Annotated in this window: 24 protein-coding genes; 21 read left to right on the top strand and 3 right to left on the bottom strand. The window is 35.0% G+C overall.

The genetic code is table 11. From position 1 onward, the window contains the following. Positions 1 to 33: 33 nt before the first annotated feature. Together M313_RS0115415 and M313_RS24690 are read right to left on the bottom strand one after the other, a co-directional pair. A complete protein-coding gene (locus tag M313_RS0115415; RefSeq protein WP_010197337.1) occupies positions 34 to 411 on the bottom strand; it encodes a hypothetical protein in 378 nt (125 codons plus the stop codon). Positions 412 to 771: 360 nt separating this feature from the next. Continuing rightward, positions 772 to 1332, bottom strand: coding sequence for a BsuPI-related putative proteinase inhibitor (locus M313_RS24690; protein ID WP_010197336.1), 561 nt, complete (start codon positions 1330 to 1332; stop codon positions 772 to 774). A gap of 223 nt (positions 1333 to 1555) precedes the next feature. On the opposite strand from M313_RS24690, the gene M313_RS0115405 reads away from it, so the two are divergent. The 4 genes from M313_RS0115405 (at position 1556) to M313_RS0115390 (ending at position 4687) form a co-directional block, all read left to right on the top strand. Beyond that, positions 1556 to 2344, top strand: a complete 789-nt coding sequence (locus M313_RS0115405; RefSeq protein WP_010197335.1) for an N-acetylmuramoyl-L-alanine amidase — start codon at positions 1556 to 1558, stop codon at positions 2342 to 2344. A 136-nt stretch (positions 2345 to 2480) separates the two neighbouring features. Continuing rightward, complete coding sequence (locus M313_RS0115400; protein ID WP_010197334.1) at positions 2481 to 2798, top strand: hypothetical protein; 318 nt, start codon at positions 2481 to 2483, stop codon at positions 2796 to 2798. Positions 2799 to 2887: 89 nt separating this feature from the next. Continuing rightward, on the top strand, positions 2888 to 3496 hold the full coding sequence (gene srtD, locus M313_RS0115395; RefSeq protein WP_010197332.1) for a class D sortase, LPxTATN-specific: 609 nt from the start codon (positions 2888 to 2890) through the stop codon (positions 3494 to 3496). A gap of 315 nt (positions 3497 to 3811) precedes the next feature. Beyond that, on the top strand, positions 3812 to 4687 hold the full coding sequence (locus M313_RS0115390) for a tyrosine-protein phosphatase (protein WP_010197330.1): 876 nt from the start codon (positions 3812 to 3814) through the stop codon (positions 4685 to 4687). Here M313_RS0115390 and tagU read toward each other — a convergent pair. Next, positions 4632 to 5558 (bottom strand): polyisoprenyl-teichoic acid--peptidoglycan teichoic acid transferase TagU, encoded by a 927-nt coding sequence (gene tagU / locus M313_RS0115385; protein ID WP_010197329.1) that lies wholly within the window; start codon positions 5556 to 5558, stop codon positions 4632 to 4634. The two genes, M313_RS0115390 and tagU, sit on opposite strands and share 56 nt — an antisense overlap. Before the next feature lie 320 nt (positions 5559 to 5878). On the opposite strand from tagU, the gene M313_RS0115380 reads away from it, so the two are divergent. The 17 genes from M313_RS0115380 to M313_RS23765 all read left to right on the top strand — a co-directional run bounded on the left by M313_RS0115380 (position 5879) and on the right by M313_RS23765 (position 18440). Continuing rightward, on the top strand, positions 5879 to 7159 hold the full coding sequence (locus M313_RS0115380; protein ID WP_010197326.1) for a nucleotide sugar dehydrogenase: 1281 nt from the start codon (positions 5879 to 5881) through the stop codon (positions 7157 to 7159). A 348-nt stretch (positions 7160 to 7507) separates the two neighbouring features. Further along, complete coding sequence (locus M313_RS0115375; protein WP_010197323.1) at positions 7508 to 7930, top strand: hypothetical protein; 423 nt, start codon at positions 7508 to 7510, stop codon at positions 7928 to 7930. A 7-nt stretch (positions 7931 to 7937) separates the two neighbouring features. Beyond that, complete coding sequence (locus M313_RS27035; RefSeq protein WP_010197320.1) at positions 7938 to 8090, top strand: hypothetical protein; 153 nt, start codon at positions 7938 to 7940, stop codon at positions 8088 to 8090. A 50-nt stretch (positions 8091 to 8140) separates the two neighbouring features. Further along, positions 8141 to 8830, top strand: a complete 690-nt coding sequence (locus tag M313_RS24685; RefSeq protein WP_010197319.1) for a capsular polysaccharide export protein, LipB/KpsS family — start codon at positions 8141 to 8143, stop codon at positions 8828 to 8830. A gap of 98 nt (positions 8831 to 8928) precedes the next feature. Then, entirely contained in the window at positions 8929 to 9660 is a 732-nt protein-coding gene (gene kdsB, locus M313_RS0115360; RefSeq protein WP_010197316.1) for a 3-deoxy-manno-octulosonate cytidylyltransferase, read from the top strand. Then, positions 9653 to 10480: a 3-deoxy-8-phosphooctulonate synthase gene (gene kdsA, locus M313_RS0115355; protein WP_010197315.1), complete on the top strand. Its 828-nt coding sequence runs from the start codon at positions 9653 to 9655 to the stop codon at positions 10478 to 10480. The genes kdsB and kdsA overlap by 8 nt, the downstream gene beginning before the upstream one ends. Before the next feature lie 25 nt (positions 10481 to 10505). After that, positions 10506 to 11495, top strand: coding sequence for a KpsF/GutQ family sugar-phosphate isomerase (locus M313_RS0115350; protein ID WP_010197312.1), 990 nt, complete (start codon positions 10506 to 10508; stop codon positions 11493 to 11495). 3 nt (positions 11496 to 11498) lie between these two features. Then, the gene (locus M313_RS0115345; RefSeq protein ID WP_010197310.1) at positions 11499 to 12032 is read left to right on the top strand and encodes a KdsC family phosphatase; all 534 of its coding nucleotides are present in this window, start codon (positions 11499 to 11501) and stop codon (positions 12030 to 12032) included. An 83-nt stretch (positions 12033 to 12115) separates the two neighbouring features. Then, positions 12116 to 12478, top strand: coding sequence for an HIT family protein (locus tag M313_RS0115340; protein WP_234946574.1), 363 nt, complete (start codon positions 12116 to 12118; stop codon positions 12476 to 12478). Between the two features lie 107 nt (positions 12479 to 12585). After that, on the top strand, positions 12586 to 13365 hold the full coding sequence (locus M313_RS0115335) for an ABC transporter permease (RefSeq protein WP_010197305.1): 780 nt from the start codon (positions 12586 to 12588) through the stop codon (positions 13363 to 13365). Between the two features lie 10 nt (positions 13366 to 13375). Next, positions 13376 to 14116, top strand: coding sequence for an ABC transporter ATP-binding protein (locus M313_RS0115330; protein ID WP_010197299.1), 741 nt, complete (start codon positions 13376 to 13378; stop codon positions 14114 to 14116). 33 nt (positions 14117 to 14149) lie between these two features. Continuing rightward, positions 14150 to 14800, top strand: coding sequence for a capsular polysaccharide export protein, LipB/KpsS family (locus tag M313_RS26665; RefSeq protein ID WP_010197297.1), 651 nt, complete (start codon positions 14150 to 14152; stop codon positions 14798 to 14800). A 4-nt stretch (positions 14801 to 14804) separates the two neighbouring features. Further along, positions 14805 to 15098, top strand: coding sequence for a capsular polysaccharide export protein, LipB/KpsS family (locus M313_RS27030; RefSeq protein WP_083800953.1), 294 nt, complete (start codon positions 14805 to 14807; stop codon positions 15096 to 15098). Beyond that, a complete protein-coding gene (locus M313_RS27025) occupies positions 15043 to 15243 on the top strand; it encodes a capsular polysaccharide export protein, LipB/KpsS family (RefSeq protein ID WP_157182489.1) in 201 nt (66 codons plus the stop codon). Before M313_RS27030 ends, M313_RS27025 begins: the two co-directional genes overlap by 56 nt. A 20-nt stretch (positions 15244 to 15263) precedes the next feature. Next, the gene (locus M313_RS25890; RefSeq protein ID WP_010197294.1) at positions 15264 to 15407 is read left to right on the top strand and encodes a hypothetical protein; all 144 of its coding nucleotides are present in this window, start codon (positions 15264 to 15266) and stop codon (positions 15405 to 15407) included. A gap of 20 nt (positions 15408 to 15427) precedes the next feature. After that, the gene (locus tag M313_RS0115315) at positions 15428 to 17524 is read left to right on the top strand and encodes a capsular polysaccharide export protein, LipB/KpsS family (RefSeq protein WP_010197289.1); all 2097 of its coding nucleotides are present in this window, start codon (positions 15428 to 15430) and stop codon (positions 17522 to 17524) included. Further along, positions 17517 to 18440: a capsular polysaccharide export protein, LipB/KpsS family gene (locus tag M313_RS23765; RefSeq protein WP_010197287.1), complete on the top strand. Its 924-nt coding sequence runs from the start codon at positions 17517 to 17519 to the stop codon at positions 18438 to 18440. The genes M313_RS0115315 and M313_RS23765 overlap by 8 nt, the downstream gene beginning before the upstream one ends. Positions 18441 to 18447 lie beyond the last annotated feature (7 nt).

Below are 18447 nucleotides of genomic sequence, written 5' to 3'. Positions count from 1 at the left end.
ACAAATTCCAGCCAGCTTGAAAGGGAGCTTTCCTCATAGGTTGTTGCTTTCTTTTTTTATCTTTGCAGATGCAAAAGTTGGAAGGATGTTGTCCGTACTTTGTTCCTTCCAGCCGTCGATAAGGGATGCTATTGTTTTGGATTGTGACCAAACGGATAGAAAGGTGGCTAGCTGATGGGGGCAGAGTGTCGTTTCGCCGCAAGAGCATCTGCTGAGGTCACCGATTTCTTCGTCAAGCAGGACGTGTTTTTGGCCGTTGTCTTGTACTTTTCCGGTCATAACGGAGCCTTCTTGGTAGGCGTGTATAACGTTGCCTTGGCGGAACAGTTTTAGGCCTTCTTTTAGGATTTTTCTGTTGTTGTCGTTAGTGAGTGGGTATGTATTTATCAGCCATGCTGCGAACTGCTCCATTTTTGTCACCATCCATTAGTGTTTCATATCTAGGGGTTACTTAGACTCCCTTCAGCCCTTCGTTCCGGACGTTCGCTTTCCGCGGGCGGTCCGGGAGCCTCCTCACTTCGTTGCGGGGTCTCCCCTGTCCCTTCCTCCCGCAGGACAAGGAACTCTGCGACAGCTTTACATCGCACGAAGAAAATGCGTTAGCATTTTCAAGGAGTCTCACGTCCTGCACTACAGGCTGAAGGGGAATTGCTTATCTATACCAAAAAACGAAAAGGTCTACTTCATCGCGTAGACCTTTGCCGGTAAAATCTTCTTATTCTATTATAGGTTTTTTGGGTGGCAGTTACAACCTCGTGACACAGGTACTTCTTATTCGACAGTAAAGGTTTCTTTTGCTGTAGCGTGATGGTTTGAATCAGTAAAGATGAATTGGATGGTGTATTCTCCTGGTGGAAGACTTGCTGCCAAATCGCTGTAGGGGATAGGGTACTCCAATGACTCCCCTGGAGCTAAAATCATCTCTTTTATGGCTTGGGTGTACATCATGCCTTCGGAAAATCGTTTAACTTCGCTGCCCGATTCGTCGTACACTACATAATCGTACTCCTGTCCAGAAGAGAATTGAATTTCTGCATCTTCTTCTTGGTCGTTAATAACCTTAAATAGAAAGTCTTCGTTTTGACGGTCAACATGAACAGCCAATTCTTCTTTGTTTAACTTATTTGTTTCTAGCTTCTTTCTAGTTTCTTCCTTTAATTTGATAGGATCTTTTGATTCTTTTGGACCTGTAGAAGAATCATCCACATTCGTCCCTTCACTTACTGGTATTTTTCCATCAGAAGAATCGGGACTACCTTGGGAAGAGTCTCCCGTCGTTCCACAAGCAGTCAGTATTAGGAACATTAGTAGTAATGAAGCTATTTTATACATAGTTCAACCTCCGTTTTGGTGGTATGGACTTATCGAATGAGCCGTTTCTTCCTCTTACACCACTATATATGACTCATACCCTTCTTTGAATAGTTAGACGTTTAATTATATAAAAAGTTACAAGGAGGAGGAGAGGTCACATGCCTGTTTTTGTAAATGTTTTACAAATAGGACATATGATGATAGTACAAGTGGTCTAAATATGTAGAAAGAGGTGGAATGTATGAAAATAGTGTTAGACGCAGGCCATGGATACAGTACCTCTGGAAAGCGTACACCTGATGGGATGAGAGAATATGAGTTCAATAGGGTGGTTGCCCAATATACAAGGCAGGAACTGCTACGCTATCAAGATGTGGAGGTGCTTTTCACTCACTCAGATGATAGGGATATTCCTTTGCAAGAACGAACAGATAAAGCGAATGCCTGGGGGGCACGAGCGTTTGTCTCCATCCATGCGAATGCATTTGGAAATGGGGGGTGGAATACCGTTCAAGGAATAGAAACATATACCCCAATTGTTCAGTCTCCAAATTCCGATCGACTCGCCAATATGGTCCACCGCAGACTTATTCAAGCAACAGGTAGAAGAGATAGAGGCATTAAATCAGCGAATTTCCATGTTCTCCGCGAAACAACGATGGCATCTATTCTTTGTGAGTGTGGCTTTATGACTTACTACCCAGAAGCACAGCTGTTGAAAACAGATAGCTACCGTAGAACGTGTGCCTTGGCCATTGCCGGTGGGTTAGTAGAATATTTCAACTTAAAACTTAAACCAACACCACCACCAACAACAAGAGTATACAAAGTGCAAGTAGGGGCATTCCGAGCAAAGGAAAACGCAGATAGCATGGCAGCTGAACTTAACAGAAAAGGCTTTAACACATTCGTGTTCAGAGAAGATAATCTATACAAAGTACAGGCGGGAGCCTTCTCGCAAAAAGATAATGCCGATCGGTTGGCTGCGACATTAAGATCCCAAGGTTATTCGACTTTTATCGGCATCTAAAGAGACCCTATCTAGGGGTCTTTTTTGATTCGACAATATTTTCTTCAAAATTAGGAAAAAAACAGGGAAAATTTACTTATATATCGAAATAAAGAAATAGAATAAAGAATGATGTTTCATAGGGGGATTTAAAGGAATGAAAAATATCGATTGGAAATCAATATTTAAGAGTGTTACAAACTTTATCTGCTTTGCACTATCTTTGATATTTCTAATCTACAATATCAGTATTGTAGGGTTCTTTTACTTACTTGTTACATATGGAGAAACACAAGGTACCTTGATCTATTCCTTAATTAGCGTAGCGGGAATTCTTCTTGTGATTATTCCGCTTGTATTTAAGTTGGCGAAGGTTAAGTTCTATTATTTTGCTTTAATAGGGCTCCATTTTGTTGCTGCATTCCTACCTATATTAATGAAGAATATGTCTGCTGTGTTTGATAGAGTCCTATAATTTGTCGAAGAATTGTGGTTGATGTCTTCCGTTTAACAAGTAGAATAAATATAACAGAGATAAAACGAATGAAGAGGTGACAGGACAAATTGAAAAAAGGAATGATTGTAGCCATCCTGTTTATTGTTACCGGTATTTCCTTTATAGGCTATGGCCTATTTGAAAAAATCAGTATGGATAGAAAAACGGAGGCGGCGTTAAAAGATGCTGTTTCTATAACTAAGGGAATGGTGGGTGAAAAGGAGACACCCGATAAAAAAGAACGCCCAAAAAAGCCCGATGACTTTGCGCCTGAGACAGGAGAAGTAGTGGGACTGCTGAAAATACCTAGACTTGAAGCAGAGCTGCCAATAGTTGAAGGTACGGACCCTGCAGAGCTGGAAAAGGGAGTAGGGCACTATAAAGGTGCATCTTTTCCTGGTGAAGAGGGCCAAATTGTTTTTTCCGGCCACAGAGATACTGTGTTTCTTCGTTTGGGTGAATTGGAGATCGGTGATAAGTTTTATGTGAATATGCCTTATGGGGAATATATGTATGAAATTTATGACTCCAAGATAGTGGATGAGGATGATAGAACGGTGATTACCCTTCAAAAGGAAAAGAAGGATCTGCTTCTCACCACATGTTACCCCTTTACACTCACTGGGGCTGCTCCTGAAAGATATATTTTATATGCAAAACCTCTTGATTCAAGATAATGACACCTTTCGGGGTGTTTTTTATTTTCTCACTATCGACAAAATACGGAAATTCTTAATAGTTAGAAAGTAGTTATTTACAAAAACCTTTTATTAGGAAAAGCATGCGTAATATAGAATGGTGAATAGATATTTTTATATATTAGTATAATACTTTTTCAACTCGTTATTTTTGGGAAAGGTGAAAATAGTCCCGTACTTACTTAATTCGACAAAATACACCCATTCTCAATGATTCTCTACTATGATAATATAGTAATAATCGATATAAAGAACGATAGGTGGTACAAAAGTACTATATTTGGAGGGGAAATAATGATTGATGTTCATTGCCATATACTTCCGGCTGCTGATGATGGAGCAAGACATATGACTGAGAGTTTGGAGATGGCCAGAGCTGCTGCAAAAGAGGGGATAACGAAAATAGTAGCTACTCCCCATCATAATAATGGGCAATACATGAATTCCAAAGAAGAGATACTAGAAAAGGTCAAAGAACTCAATGATCGCTTGGAAAAGGAAGGTATTGATATAACTATACTACCTGGGCAAGAGTGTCGTATATCAGGTGAAATTTTGGAACAGTACGAGAGAAATGAACTACTTACTATAAACAACACAGATAGATACGTTTTCATTGAACTCCCTTCTAGCCAAGTTCCCCTTTATACGGAAAAAATTATCTATGATGTTCAGCTAAAAGGTTTGACCCCCATCATTGTTCATCCTGAAAGGAATGCAGAATTAATTGAAAATCCGGAGAAGTTGTACCAACTAGTGAAAAAAGGTGCATGTACGCAAATAACGGCATCAAGTGTAGCTGGAAAGTTTGGAAAGAAAATCAAAAAATTTTCATTAGACCTAATTGATGCCAACCTTACTCATCTTGTCGCATCTGACGCACATAATTTGAAAAGTAGAAGCTTCCAGATGGCTGAAGCTTACAAGGTTATTGAAAAAGAAAGTGGTACAGAAGCAATGTACCTTTTGATGGAAAATGCAGAACTACTAGTGGAAGGTTCTATGATGATGAAGGATATCCCTGAGAGAATACAAAAAAAAGAAGTTGTTTGGTCTGTTAGGATAATTATAAAATGTAGAGAGGGCTACCAATTAGCGGTAGCCCTCTTCTTTATTAGTTATTGCTCGCAAATTCGGAATCAAGTTCTAGATGTTCTTTCAATTGGTTAGATAAATCGAGGCGGTCTTCTTCTTCCACAATAAGATAATAGATATTTTCAATCCTTGTTCCAGATCCTGTTAACTGGTGTTGGGAAAGATTATGACGTGCTTCTTTGTAGTTTGCCTGGATGTCAATCATTTCATTGAAAGTTAGGTTAGTTCGAACATTGTTACCCAAGACGTTGAGGATATCATCAAACTTTGTAACCGAAGAAATGGATGCTCCTTTATTAATTACACCTTGAATAATATCGCGTTGTCTTTGTTGACGACCAAAGTCACTATCTAATTTACGCATACGGGAAAAGCTTAACGCTTCCTCACCATTCAGCTCAATTTCTCCTAGAGGAAAATGATGTCCGCTCTGACTGAACTCCAGTTTATTGTTTACAGTTACTCCGCCTACCGCATCAACAATATCCTTAAAGCTCTCCATGTTGACTTGGACAAAATAATCAATCGGGATATCTAAAAAATTTTCGACAGTAGCTATAGACATTTCTGGTCCACCAAACGCATAAGCATGATTGATTTTGTCGTCAAAACCTTTTCCGATAATTTCCGTTCTAGTATCTCGCGGGATGCTAACCATTTGCATAGACTTATCGTTCGGGTTTACTGTCAAAACTATCATGGAATCTGAACGCCCTTTATCCCCAGGTCTTTCGTCCACTCCTAGGATCAGGAAGGCTAATGGGTCTTTTTGGCTGAAGTCAACTTCAGATGCCCTTTTTTCAGAACTAGGTCTTTCGAGTGGAGTATGCATGGAGCTAGCAGTACTTTCGAGTGATTTATAAACATTGAAAGCAAAAATTCCCACTCCTATTGTAGCAATGCCTAAAAAACTAACTAAAATAATGAACCACTTTTTCTTGAACATTCAACACGCTTCCTTTTCATATTCTTTGTTTGATTATATGGGTAATCTGTCATTTATACAATATAGGAATAATCAATTACTTCTTGAAATTGTAACTTTTTGTAGATTTAGTGAAAAATAAGTAGGGGGGACTTGCTAGAAAAACGCAGAATATTACTTTCCGGTTACATTCCGATTTGAAAGTGGATTTTCCCTAAGCTTGTACTTATAATAGGAGATTAGAGTGAAACTTGTTTTTTAGAACCTTTTTCTATATATTTTAAATCAAACTTTCCTTTTAAATATAAAGCCATGTTTTCATCCAAGGAGGATATAGCATAATGAACAAGAAGATTGCAGTAGTCGGATTAGGTTACGTAGGATTACCTGTAGCGGTAGAATTCGGCAAAAGCCATAGAATTATCGGATTTGATATAAATGAGCATAGGATTAACACCTTGAAGCAAGGAACAGATTATACGAATGAAGTATCTCCAGAAGAGCTTGGAAAAGCGGATATTGATTTCACAATGGATCCGGCTTCACTGAAAGCAGCAGATTTCATCATTGTTGCAGTACCTACACCAATCAACCAGAATAACCAACCGGACTTGACCCCATTGGTCAAAGCATCAGAAACAGTGGGAAGCAACTTATCAAAAGGTACTATTGTAGTGTATGAGTCTACAGTTTATCCAGGTGCGACTGAAGAAGTTTGCTTGCCGATATTAGAAGAGCGTTCTGGCTTAAAAGGAGGAAAAGACTTTTTCATTGGCTATTCTCCCGAACGAATAAATCCTGGTGACAAAGAACGTACTTTTAGAACAATTACAAAGGTTGTTTCAGGTCAGAATGATGAAATTTTAGAAGAAGTAGCAGCTGTTTATAATTCAGTAGTAGAAGCTGGTGTATACCGCGCAAGCTCTATCAAAGTTGCAGAAGCTGCTAAAGTCATTGAAAACACGCAACGTGATGTTAATATTGCACTAATGAACGAACTGGCACTTATCTTTGACCGACTTGATATTGACACGGAAGAAGTACTTAAGGCAGCAGGTACAAAGTGGAACTTCCTGCCGTTCTCTCCTGGACTTGTTGGTGGGCATTGTATTGGAGTAGATCCATACTATCTGACATCTAAAGCAGAAAGTGTTGGCTATCACCCAGAAGTTATTCTTTCAGGCCGCCGTATCAACGGTAACATGGGGAAGTTTATTGCAACTTCTCTTATTAAACAAATGATTCACAAAAAAATGACCATCCAAGGTGCAAAAGTAACCATCCTTGGACTGACGTTCAAAGAGAACGTTCCGGATCTGCGAAACTCTCGAGTAATCGATGTAATTGATGAACTAAAAGAGTTCGGCATTGAGGTACAAGTTACGGACGCATTATCTGAAAAGGAAGATGCTTACAAAGAGTATGGAATTGAATTAATTGACTACGATGCACTTGAGCCGGCCGATGCTGTCATTTTTGCTGTTCCACATACGGCTTATGTAGAAAAAGGCTGGAGTCAATTTGGAACGCTCCTGAAAGGTGGAGAAGGAGTAGTTGTAGATATTAAAAGTAAATTACCAAAAGAGGAATGCCCTGAAGGGATTACTCTTTGGAGATTATAAGAGAATCTCTTAATGAAACGCCCCCCACTTCTGTATTAGAGGAGTAGGGGGTCTTTTTTTATTAGGTAAACATCTTCAACTACTTCGTGAAAATTAAGACTTTCTCTCTGTTAAAAATATATTTAAATAAAGTATGATAGATTAATTAGAATACTTAATGTGTCGAACTATGTACAGAACTTTTAATAAACTATAAAAGATGTACAATTTTTACCTTTATTTTTCTATCTATTTACAAACCGACAATTTTTGCTTAGTATATATTACAGAACTATTACAAAAAGTAAACAATTAAATACTAAATATTTTGATATAATGACAAGTGCAATAATGAGAACAGGGGTTTATATGGCTAATTATTTATTTTTGCGAGGTAATCGAAACAAACGTTTCTTTATGGATATAGCAGAGGAATTGATAGATAGGGGACATAATTGTCATCTCATTAAATTGGAATTAGGTGAATTGTTATTTAAGAGTAAGATTCAAACAATCTTTGCTCCTTTTCATGTTACAAAACAGGAGTATCCTATATCAGACAAGACCCTATTGAAAATGAAAATCTATAATATTACCTATCAAAGAAACGTTTTGAAAAAGGATGTAAGCAAAAAAGAATTAGCTATATATAAACGGTATATGCTTTTTATAGATCAGTATATTGAGAAACACTCCATTGATGCGGTTTGCCTTTTCAATGGCTATCATTGGATTGATCAGATTACAAAATACATTGCACAAAAAAGGGGTTTGAAAACATTTTTATTTTGAAGATGGATTGTTTAGACCTTATACCATCACATGTGATGAAAAAGGAATTAACGCCAATGCTTCCATATCTAAAGATGGAGAATTCTTCGATAAAATTAAGATTGATTCAAACAAACTTACAGAATATCTCTTTAAGCCTCAGGATGAAGAAATAATTTAAAAAAAACGAAAGAAAACCTTTCTAAAGTTGCCTTAGTGAAGGGGATAAGTATGATTGGAAGTGCCTTTAATATTTCCCCTAAGTTATATGTACACATTACCCTCTGGCAGGCTATAAAATATTTCGTATTCAAGCAAACTTTTAGGCGTAAAAGAAACGATGATATTAAATTGCCGGATGAATATATCTTTGTGCCATTCCAGGTTTCTAGAGACACTCAAATCTTTTATAACTCTAAATCTATTAAAGATATGAAACTACTTCTTCAAACTGTCCTAGAAGCTGTACATGAATATAACATGCTTCATGGAAAAAACATTAAATTAATAATAAAAGAGCACCCCGAAGATATGTCTCGAAACAATTATTCAGAATTGAAAAAAGAATATGAGAACGTAGAAGAAGTTATTTTCGTAAAAAAAACCAATATGAAACAAATGCTTAATAGAGCCTTGGCAGTAATTACAATTAATTCAACTGTTGGCATCGAAGCACTAACCATGCATAAGAAAGTTATTACTTTAGGGGACGCCCTCTATAACATTGATGGAGTTGCAGTGCATTGTGAAAAACCAAGCAAACTAAAAAAAATATTACCTATTACTCTTAATAAAGATGTTAATAAAGAGCGGATTGATAAATTTCTTTATTATCTAAGGTTCTTCTATCAAGTGGAGGGTAATATTAACAATTCCAGTCGAAAAACAGCGGAAAATGTAGCAAATAGGATTGAATTCTAATGAAAAATAAGTATAATAGAAAAAGTGTTAATTTTTATTAGAAATTTTTTCAAAAAAAGTAAACAATAATCATTATTTAAATAGATTGGAGATTAACCATGAAGGTTGTTGGAGTAATACCAGCTAGATATGGATCCACAAGGTTTCCTGGAAAACCACTTGCACTGATACATGGTAAGCCTATGATTCAGCATGTATACGAACAAGTAGTAAAAAGCGAACAGCTAAATACTGTGGTTGTTGCAACAGACCATGAGGAAATTAAAAATGTGGTGGAAGGCTTCGGTGGCCAAGTTGTTATGACTCGTACCGATCATGAAACAGGCTCAGATCGTATGGCAGAAGTGACAACAAAAGTGGAAGGCGACTTTTACGTAAATATTCAAGGTGATGAACCACTAATTCGTCCTGAGTTAATTGATAAGTTAGTTTTAGCTGCAAAAGAATCACCTGAATGCGTTGTTACCGCAAAGACACCTATAAAGAATGAAGAAGATGTGAAAAATCCAAACGTTGTTAAAGTAGTTACTAATAATAGTGGTTTTGCACTTTACTTCTCACGGTCAGCGGTGCCATTTAATCGTGCAAAGAAAGATATCACATATTATAAACATTTGGGGATATACGGATATCCAAAGTCCGTTATTACGGAGTTCGTTACTTGGCCAACTTCTTCTTTAGAAGCAGTGGAAGTACTAGAACAACTGCGTCTTTTGGAAAACGGCTATTCTATTAAATTGGTTGAAACAGCCTTTGATGCTGTTGGTGTGGATACACCAGAAGATATTGAAAAAGTAGAGAGAATACTTGGAGGAAAACAACATGACTAAAACAGTAAAATTAAACGAAGAAATTACTTTTGGTGGTACTAACCCGTTCGTACTTATCGCAGGCCCATGTGTTATTGAAAGTGAAGAAGTAATTATGGAAACTGCTGAAAGACTGAAAGAAATTACGACAAAGTTAAACATTCCTTTTATCTTTAAAGCTTCTTACGATAAGGCAAATCGTTCTTCTATCCATTCTTACAGAGGACCAGGACTTGAGGATGGTCTTGAAATCCTTAAAAAAGTAAAAGAGAAATTTAATGTACCAGTAACTTCCGACATTCATGACCCAAGTCAAGCTGAAAAAGCAGCTGAAGTTTTAGATATTCTTCAAATTCCAGCATTCCTTTGCCGTCAAACAGACCTATTGGTTGCTGCTGCTAAAACAGGCAAAATTGTAAATGTAAAAAAAGGACAATTTTTAGCGCCTTGGGACATGAAAAACGTTGTAACAAAATTAAAAGAGTCAAACAATGAAAACATCTTATTAACAGAACGTGGGTCTACTTTTGGTTACAACAACCTCGTAGTTGACATGCGTTCTCTAGTAACGATGCGCGAACTTGGAGCACCTGTAGTATTTGATGCTACTCATAGTGTGCAGATACCCGGAGGAAATGGCACGACTACTGGTGGTAAACGTGAATTTGTTCCTTACCTATCCAGAGCAGCAGCAGCTGTAGGAGTAGACGCTATTTTCATGGAAGTTCATCCAAATCCAAACGAAGCTAAATCTGATGGACCTAACATGGTCAAACTTGACGAACTAGAAGAAGTATTAAAGCCAATCATTGAAATTGACCGTGCAATTAAACAATACTAATAAAAATATAAAAGGGGACTGAATTATGCTCTTAGTGAAATTACCTGTTGATCACACAACAAGTATTATGGATGTATTAGATAAAGAGGCACAAGCCATTTTAAACCTTCGTGAGGAAATCAAAAGTTCTGGTGAATCAGTACAAGAAGCTCTGGAATTAATACTTAGCTGTAAAGGTCGTGTTGTTATTACCGGTATCGGTAAATCCGGTATTATCGGCCGCAAGATAAATGCCACAATGGCGAGTACAGGTACACCTTCTTTCTTCCTGCATCCATCTGAAGGACTTCACGGTGACTTAGGAATGGTAACAAAAGATGATGTTGTCATTGCCATTTCCAACAGTGGAGAAACGGAAGAGGTCTTAAATCTAATACCATCCATTAAACGCATAGGAGCAAAAATCATCTCTATTGTGAAGAATCCAAATTCTACGTTAGGCATGAAGTCAAATGTAGTATTGTCTATTGGTGATGTGAAGGAAGCATGTCCTCTTGGACTTGCTCCAACCACCAGCACTACAGTTACTTTGGCATTAGGTGATGCATTAGCGGTTGCATTACTTGAGGCAAGAAAATTTAGACCAGAAGACTTTGCCTTGTTCCATCCAAGTGGTTCACTGGGGCGTAAATTATTGCTTACTGTAAATGATGTTGTAGTTGCTACTAATAAAAACCCTATGATCTTAGGATCAGCTACGATACAAGAAGCACTATTTGTTATGACTGCTCAAGGATTAGGGGCAACATCCGTAGTTGATGAAAACAGACAATTACAAGGAATATTAACTGATGGCGATATTCGTCGCGCTTTTGCAAGCGGTATGGACATTTTAAATCGTACGGTTGAAGAATTCTGTAACACTAGACCACTATGCATAGAGCAGGGTGTGTTAGCGGTAGAAGCTCTATCTACAATGGATGAAAGAAAAATAAGCGTTCTTCCTGTTTTGGACGAAATTAACCGCCCTGTAGGAATGATACAAATTCACGATTTGATGAATTTAGGATTATAAGGCGTGGATAACTTGACTAAAATAAAACTTATTGTACTTGACGTAGACGGAGTATTAACAGACGGAAAACTATTCATCGGTTCTGACGGAGAAGAGTATAAAGGTTTTAATACTCAGGACGGTATGGGTATCAGCTTTGCTCGTTACACTGGAATTAAAACAGCAATTATTACAGGACGTAAGTCTGAAGCTGTTGCTAAAAGAGCAAAAGAGCTGAAAATAGATTATTTATATCAAGGTATTCATCAAAAACTAGAAGTTTTGGATGAAATCAAACATAATATGGGAGTATCATACGAAGAGATATGTTATATTGGTGACGACATTAATGACCTACCTATCCTCAAAATTGTAGGTTATCCATGTGCGCCTGGCAATGCTGTGGATATCGTTAAAAAAGCCTGCAAAAAAGTTGCAAGGAAAAACGGTGGCGACGGAGCTGTTAGGGAGCTAATAGATGACTTATTAACAATTCAAGAAGATTATGATTCAATTCTTATTGATTTCATTAATGGTAAATTAAAGGTAACTCAATAGACAGGAGTACTTTTATGAGTAATTGTTCTATATGCAAGAAGAATAGTTCTAACAAAGACATATTATATACAGGAGTAAATTGGGTGATCACCAAAGGCTCATTAGAATCACAGATATTAGGATATCTATATCTTGAACCGAAAAGACATGTGGAAAATTGGACAGACTTTACTTCAGAAGAGCTTTTAGAACTCGGACCTTTAATTAAAAAAGTTGAAGTAGCAATGCAAAATGAGTTAGAAGTAGAAAGGTTGTATGTTGTAACTATTAGTGAGGCAGTTAGACATTTGCATTTACACTTAATTCCTAGAGAATATAAATGTGAGTCAAGAGGCTTAGACCTAATTAAGCAAGCAACTCAACAAGAGATAATTACACCTATAAAATATGATTCGGAAAAAATAAATTTATTTTATAGTAATCTAAAAAATCTTTTTCTACAGTAGTATTTTAGAGCACTAGTCGAGTGAATCCTCGAAACTAGTGCTTTGTTTTTGATTTTTGAATTGCTTGTGGGTTCTTATAACAAGATAAAAAATAGGTGTTGGTGATAATGAAATCAATAAAAAAAATTCTGAAAAATAAAGATTTTATTTTAACTCTTGCCAAAAGAGAGATAATCTCAAAATATAAACAATCTTTATTAGGGAAACTTTGGATAATAATCCAACCTTTAGGTTTGATGCTCGTCTTAACCTTAGTATTTTCCTTGTTTGTTAAACTGCCGAGCGAAGGGCTTCCTTATGCTGCATTTCTCTTTGTTGCTCTATTACCATGGTATTATTTTAACGCTTCTGTTGGTACTTCTACAAGAATAATAACAGGCTATGCGGGCTTGATTAGGCAGAGGAGTTTTTATAGACCTACATTAGTGTTTGTAAAATTCGTCTCTGAAACTGTTAATTTTTTCTTTGCATTAATTGGGCTTGTTATAGTTCTTATATATTATCAAATAATGCCAGGTATTTATTCACTTTTAGCACTTCCAATATTATTTATACAAATGATGATGATACTTGGTTTTATGTTTCTTCTATCTTCTGTTAATGCTTACGTAAGGGATTTTGGTTTAGTGGCACCTTTAATATTACGTATGGGTAGGTATTTATCACCGGTAATGTATTCATATCATACTATACCACTTCAATACCAACCATTTATGGCGTTAAATCCATTCACTGGGATATTTGATGGATATAGAAAAACAATTCTCCATAATGAAATGCCAGATATAACGCTGTTACTTTATTCCTTGTGTTTTAGTATTATAATTCTAACTATTGGTTGGATAACCTTCAATAAACTAGAAAAGAACTTTGCAGATGTAGTATAGGAGTGATTACATGAGTGAAGCTGCAATAACACTATATAAAGTTGGAAAAAAATACTCAACAAACGCTGCCAAGGTGTTTGGTATTAAAAATATCCTATTAAACAAAAGTAATAAGAACAGGGAATCGTGGTCAATAAAAGACGTTTCACTAACTATTAACCAGGGAGAGTCTGTAGCTATACTCGGTGATAATGGATCTGGGAAAAGTACATTATTAAAAGTAATATTAGGGGTTACTTCTCCCAGTACAGGGAGAATTAATATTAATGGGAAAATCGGTGGATTAATTGAACTAGGCGCGGGTTTTCATCAGGAACTTTCCGGAAGAGAAAATATATATATGAATGGTGTTGTCTTGGGCTTAAGAGAGAGGGAAATAGATAATATTATTGATGATATTATAGAATTCTCTGAACTAAAAGATCATATTGACAAACCTATTAAATACTTTTCGTCTGGTATGAAGGTAAGATTAGGTTTCTCTATTGCTATCCATGTGAAAGCCGATATTATTCTTCTAGATGAGGTCCTTGCCGTTGGAGATAAAAGATTTAGGAAAAAAGCCATGAAAGCAATAAAAACTTATCTAAAAGGTAAAACAATTGTATTTGTATCACATAGTACAGATCAAGTGAGAAAAATATGTAAGAGAGCAATAGTACTTGACAAGGGTGAATTGGTTTATGTAGGGGACACAGAGAGTGCTATTCATTTCTACGAGACTGAAATAGAAGATAAAAACAATATTTAGTAAAAACTTATTTGTCTAGGGTGACTTTTTAATATGACAATAATCATAAGTAAAATTAAAAAATACATTAAAGTATTACTTTCTTATTTAATATTATTATTTTGGATTATACGACCAAGAACTAATAATCATAAAACTAAATTATATCTGTTTGGTGTTGCTAAATGGAAGCATGAATTAATGAAGTTTTATTTTGATAAGTATTCCTTAACTTTTGTTCCTTTTGGGAGCAAGTTTTCATTCTTGAAATATGAATTAGCAAAGCATGAAAATATCGCTTTCGGAATTTGGGGATATAATGAAAGCTTAGAAGTATTGGAGTACGCAGAAAAAAATAATATTAAAGTAATTAGAATCGAAGATGGATTTGTTAGATCCAAAGGTTTGGGTTCCTTACATGCGCTTCCTTACTCCTTATGCGTTGATGAGAAGGGTATGTATTTTGACGCTACCCAACCAAGTGAATTGGAAGATATCTTGAATACTTATGATTTTAGTGAAGATACGAGAATTATAGAGCAAGCTAAAATCTGTATGGGGAAATTAATAAATCAACGAATTAGTAAGTATAATCATTTACCCTCAAAAGATGTTCAAAAGTTATACGGTCCAAAAAAACAAAAACGTATATTAGTTATTGGTCAAGTGGAGGAAGATGCATCAATAAAAAAAGGAATGCTCTAGAAAAATTACAAATAACGATTTAGTCAGAATAGCTTTTGAGGAAAATAGAGATTGTCAGATAATATATAAACCACATCCAGATGTTTTAGCAGGGAAAAGGGCAATGGTATCTAATCCTCAAGATGTGTCAAATATATCAAAAGTGATTTTTGATGAGATAAGCTTAGTAGACTCTCTAGAAACTATAGATCATGTTTACACTATTACATCTTTGTCAGGGTTTGAAGCCTTAATAAGGGGGGATTCCGGTTACAACAATTGGAGCACCTTTTTATTCAAATTGGGGATTAACCGATGATAGACAAAAAGTGTCTAGAAGGCAAAAGAAATTAAGTATTGAAGAGTTATTTGCTGGATCATATTTAATTTACCCCAAGTATATTAATCCATATAATGGTAATGAACTAGATTTAGAAGAAGTAATTGGTTTAATAAATTCTTAATTTCAACTGGAGGTTTTGTAGTGGCAAAGATTTTAAGGAAAATTGCTAGAAAAATATTAGGAGATACTAAATACAAAAAAATAAGAAATTCCTTAATAACAATAACTCCCAAAAAAAGTAATAGAATAGAAAAATCTTATCTTTTTGGTATTAAAGGAAATTAGGTAATAATCTTGAGGCACTATTGAAAGATAAAGAAATATTATCAAAAGATTTAAACAAAATAACAAAAAATTATTTAATTAATACCTTACGATACAAAAATATATCCTTCTATATAACTGAAAGATATAATAGTAAAAATTCAATGATAATTGAGTTTGCTAGAGAAAACAAGATTAAAACTTTTTTTGTTAAGGAGAGTTTCCTAAAGCCAAGCGAAATTGGGAGCCCACTACCTGATAGTATTTCTATAGAAATAAGAAATGTAAATGCGAATGAAGATCAACTAATTAGTGAAATGAATAGTACCATTATAAAAGACAGTTTTCTGATTAAGCGTTCAGAAAAGTTAATAAATGAATTAAAAGAGTTCGAAGGAAGAAAATCAGCTGAAGAGAGTAATCTTGAATTTAAAAAAAGGGTAGAAAAAAAAATTCTAATAATTGGTGAAAATGAAATTGCTCGGGAGCTAAACAATATTAAATCTTCGAAAATTAACAATTTCGATTTAGTAATGATTGCTAAGTATGAAAATCCTACAGCAGATTTATTTTACCTTCCATATTTAAACCAAAATGTATCTAATCCTCAAGAATTTCATGACATAAATGAAGTTGCCTTTTTAGTAGATAACTCTCAGGATATTGGGGCGATTCTACGAAAAATAGATATGGTATACACATTCTCTTCTATATTAGGGTTTAAGGCCCTATTAAACAATAAAAAGGTAGTCACTTATGGAACACCGTTCTATTCAGGGTGGGGCTTAACGGATGATAGAATAGAAGTACCCAATAGAGGAAGAACTTTAACTCTTGAAGAATGTTTTACAACTTATGCCCTAAATAATATAAAGTATTTTCATCCGTTTACAAACGAACAAGTAGATATGGAAGAAATAATAAATTTGTTAAGAGTGTCTCAGAACACGATTAGAAAAAGAGAAGCATTTGAGGAAGATCAAGAAACCACAAAAGAAGAAGTATATTTAATAGGTTTTGATCAAGAGCAATTTGAAATTATGAAAAGTTTTATGCAAGACAATATTTTGGTGAAAATTGAAAAAAATCAAGGTATTGGTAAATTCAGAAAACTAATTGAATCAAATCCTAGAGGGAAAGCAATAATTTGGACAGGTAGAAATAAAGATAATTCATTAGGTGTAGATAATACACAGAAGTTAATAGAAATTGTTATTCAAAAAGACTATGATAAGCTTTATGTTGACAATGGTTTAATAAATTATCACAAATTTAATAAATTGAAGTTATCTCCATTTTCTGTTGTTTTTGATGATAAAGATAATCCGTATCAAAGAGAAGATGATACAAAACTAATTAAATTACTATCAGCAATAGAAATAGATAGCTCATCTAATGTTAATAGATCCACAAATTTAATATCAGAAGTTAGGAATTCACTATATAAACTATACGATGAGAATTTAATAAAACAAGTGATAGAAGATAAAACTGATACGGAGATTATTTTAGTTATAGGTACAAGAAGAGTCTCCGATTCTATTCCGAAAACCTCCAACAACGTAAATAGTTTAGATTTAGTATGGATAGCTAAGTTAGAAAATCCTAATGCAATTATTTTATTTGTGCCGGACCCTGTAAATAGTGAAAGAGAAAATGATATAAAGAAAATAGAGAAATTGGCTAAAGTACTCGATTCTAATGTTAATATATCTGCTTTCTTGAATATTATAACTAAGATTTACACAAAGGATTCACCGTTTGGGCTAATTGGGTTGATTGGTGAAAAGCCGGTTGTAACTTTAGGTACTCCATTTTATTCGGGATGGGGACTAACTGACGATAGAAATGCCATTCCAAAAAATAAAAAGTTAAGCTTGGAATCCTTAGTAGCTGTTTCACTTATTGAATACCCTAAATACATTAATCCTTTCACCAAAAAGTCCTTAAGTGTAGAAAGTTCTTTAATGTTACAAGAAGAAGTTTCGAGAATTGAAGATGAATATGGAATAAGTAACAATGAAGACGAAAGCCTTAATATAGAAACATTAAGTGAAGAATCATTTTTTGATTTAAAATCAGATTTAGAAAATAAAAAAGTTGGGATAGTATCACCAGGGTTAAAAAAGAATGGCTAATTTGCAGAAACTTGTACCAGCTGAAATAATATTCGATCCAACTGGCAATCAGATAGAGGAATTAGATTTCGTTGCTGGATGGGGGTTAAAGCCAGGATACAAAGATGCAAGAGTATTTGCAGAGAAATATGGAATACCATATCTGGGAATGGAAGACGGGTTCTTAAGGTCATTAGGACTAGGTGTGGAGGGTGCACCAGCATTATCATTTTCTTTAGATGATATAGGTGTGTACTATGATGCATCTAGACCTTCAAGGCTTGAAAATATACTTAACTCTACTGGTTGGGAAAATATTAAACTTCTAGAAGAATCAAAGAAAGCAATTGAGTTAATTAAAGATAATTATTTGAGCAAATATAATACAGGCAGAATATTATCTCCTTCAGAGTTTAAACAAACTGGACGTAAAAGAGTATTAGTGGTTGATCAAACATTTGGTGATATGTCTATATCTTTAGGACTAGCTGACCAACAATCTTTTATGTCAATGTATCAGAAGGCTCGTCAAGATAACCCTGATTCAGATATATATGTGAAAGTTCATCCTGATGTAATTGCAGGAAAGAAAAAAGGGAATATAGAAATAATAGAGGATGAAAGAACATTTATCCTCTCAGAGAACTCTAACCCGTTATCATTAATTGAGAATATGGATAAGGTATATGTAGTAACATCTCAAATGGGGTTTGAAGCTTTATTATTAGGAAAAGAAGTACATTGTTTTGGTATGCCTTTTTATGCAGGTTGGGGATTAACACAAGATGAACTAACTATTAGTAGAAGAAATAGAAATAGAACTATAGAAGAAATCTTTGCTGCATCCTATATTATGTATTGCACTTACTTAAATCCTGAAACAGGTAAACGTGGAAGTATATTTGACGTTATAACATATATCCTTAAAAACAAGTAAAGTACTG

The organism is Bacillus sp. m3-13, from assembly GCF_000175075.1.
Classification (GTDB): Bacteria; Bacillota; Bacilli; order Bacillales; family Bacillaceae_I; genus Sutcliffiella_A; species Sutcliffiella_A horikoshii_C.
The sequence above is the reverse complement of the archived record's forward strand: the minus strand, read 5'-3'. Positions and strand labels throughout refer to the sequence as shown.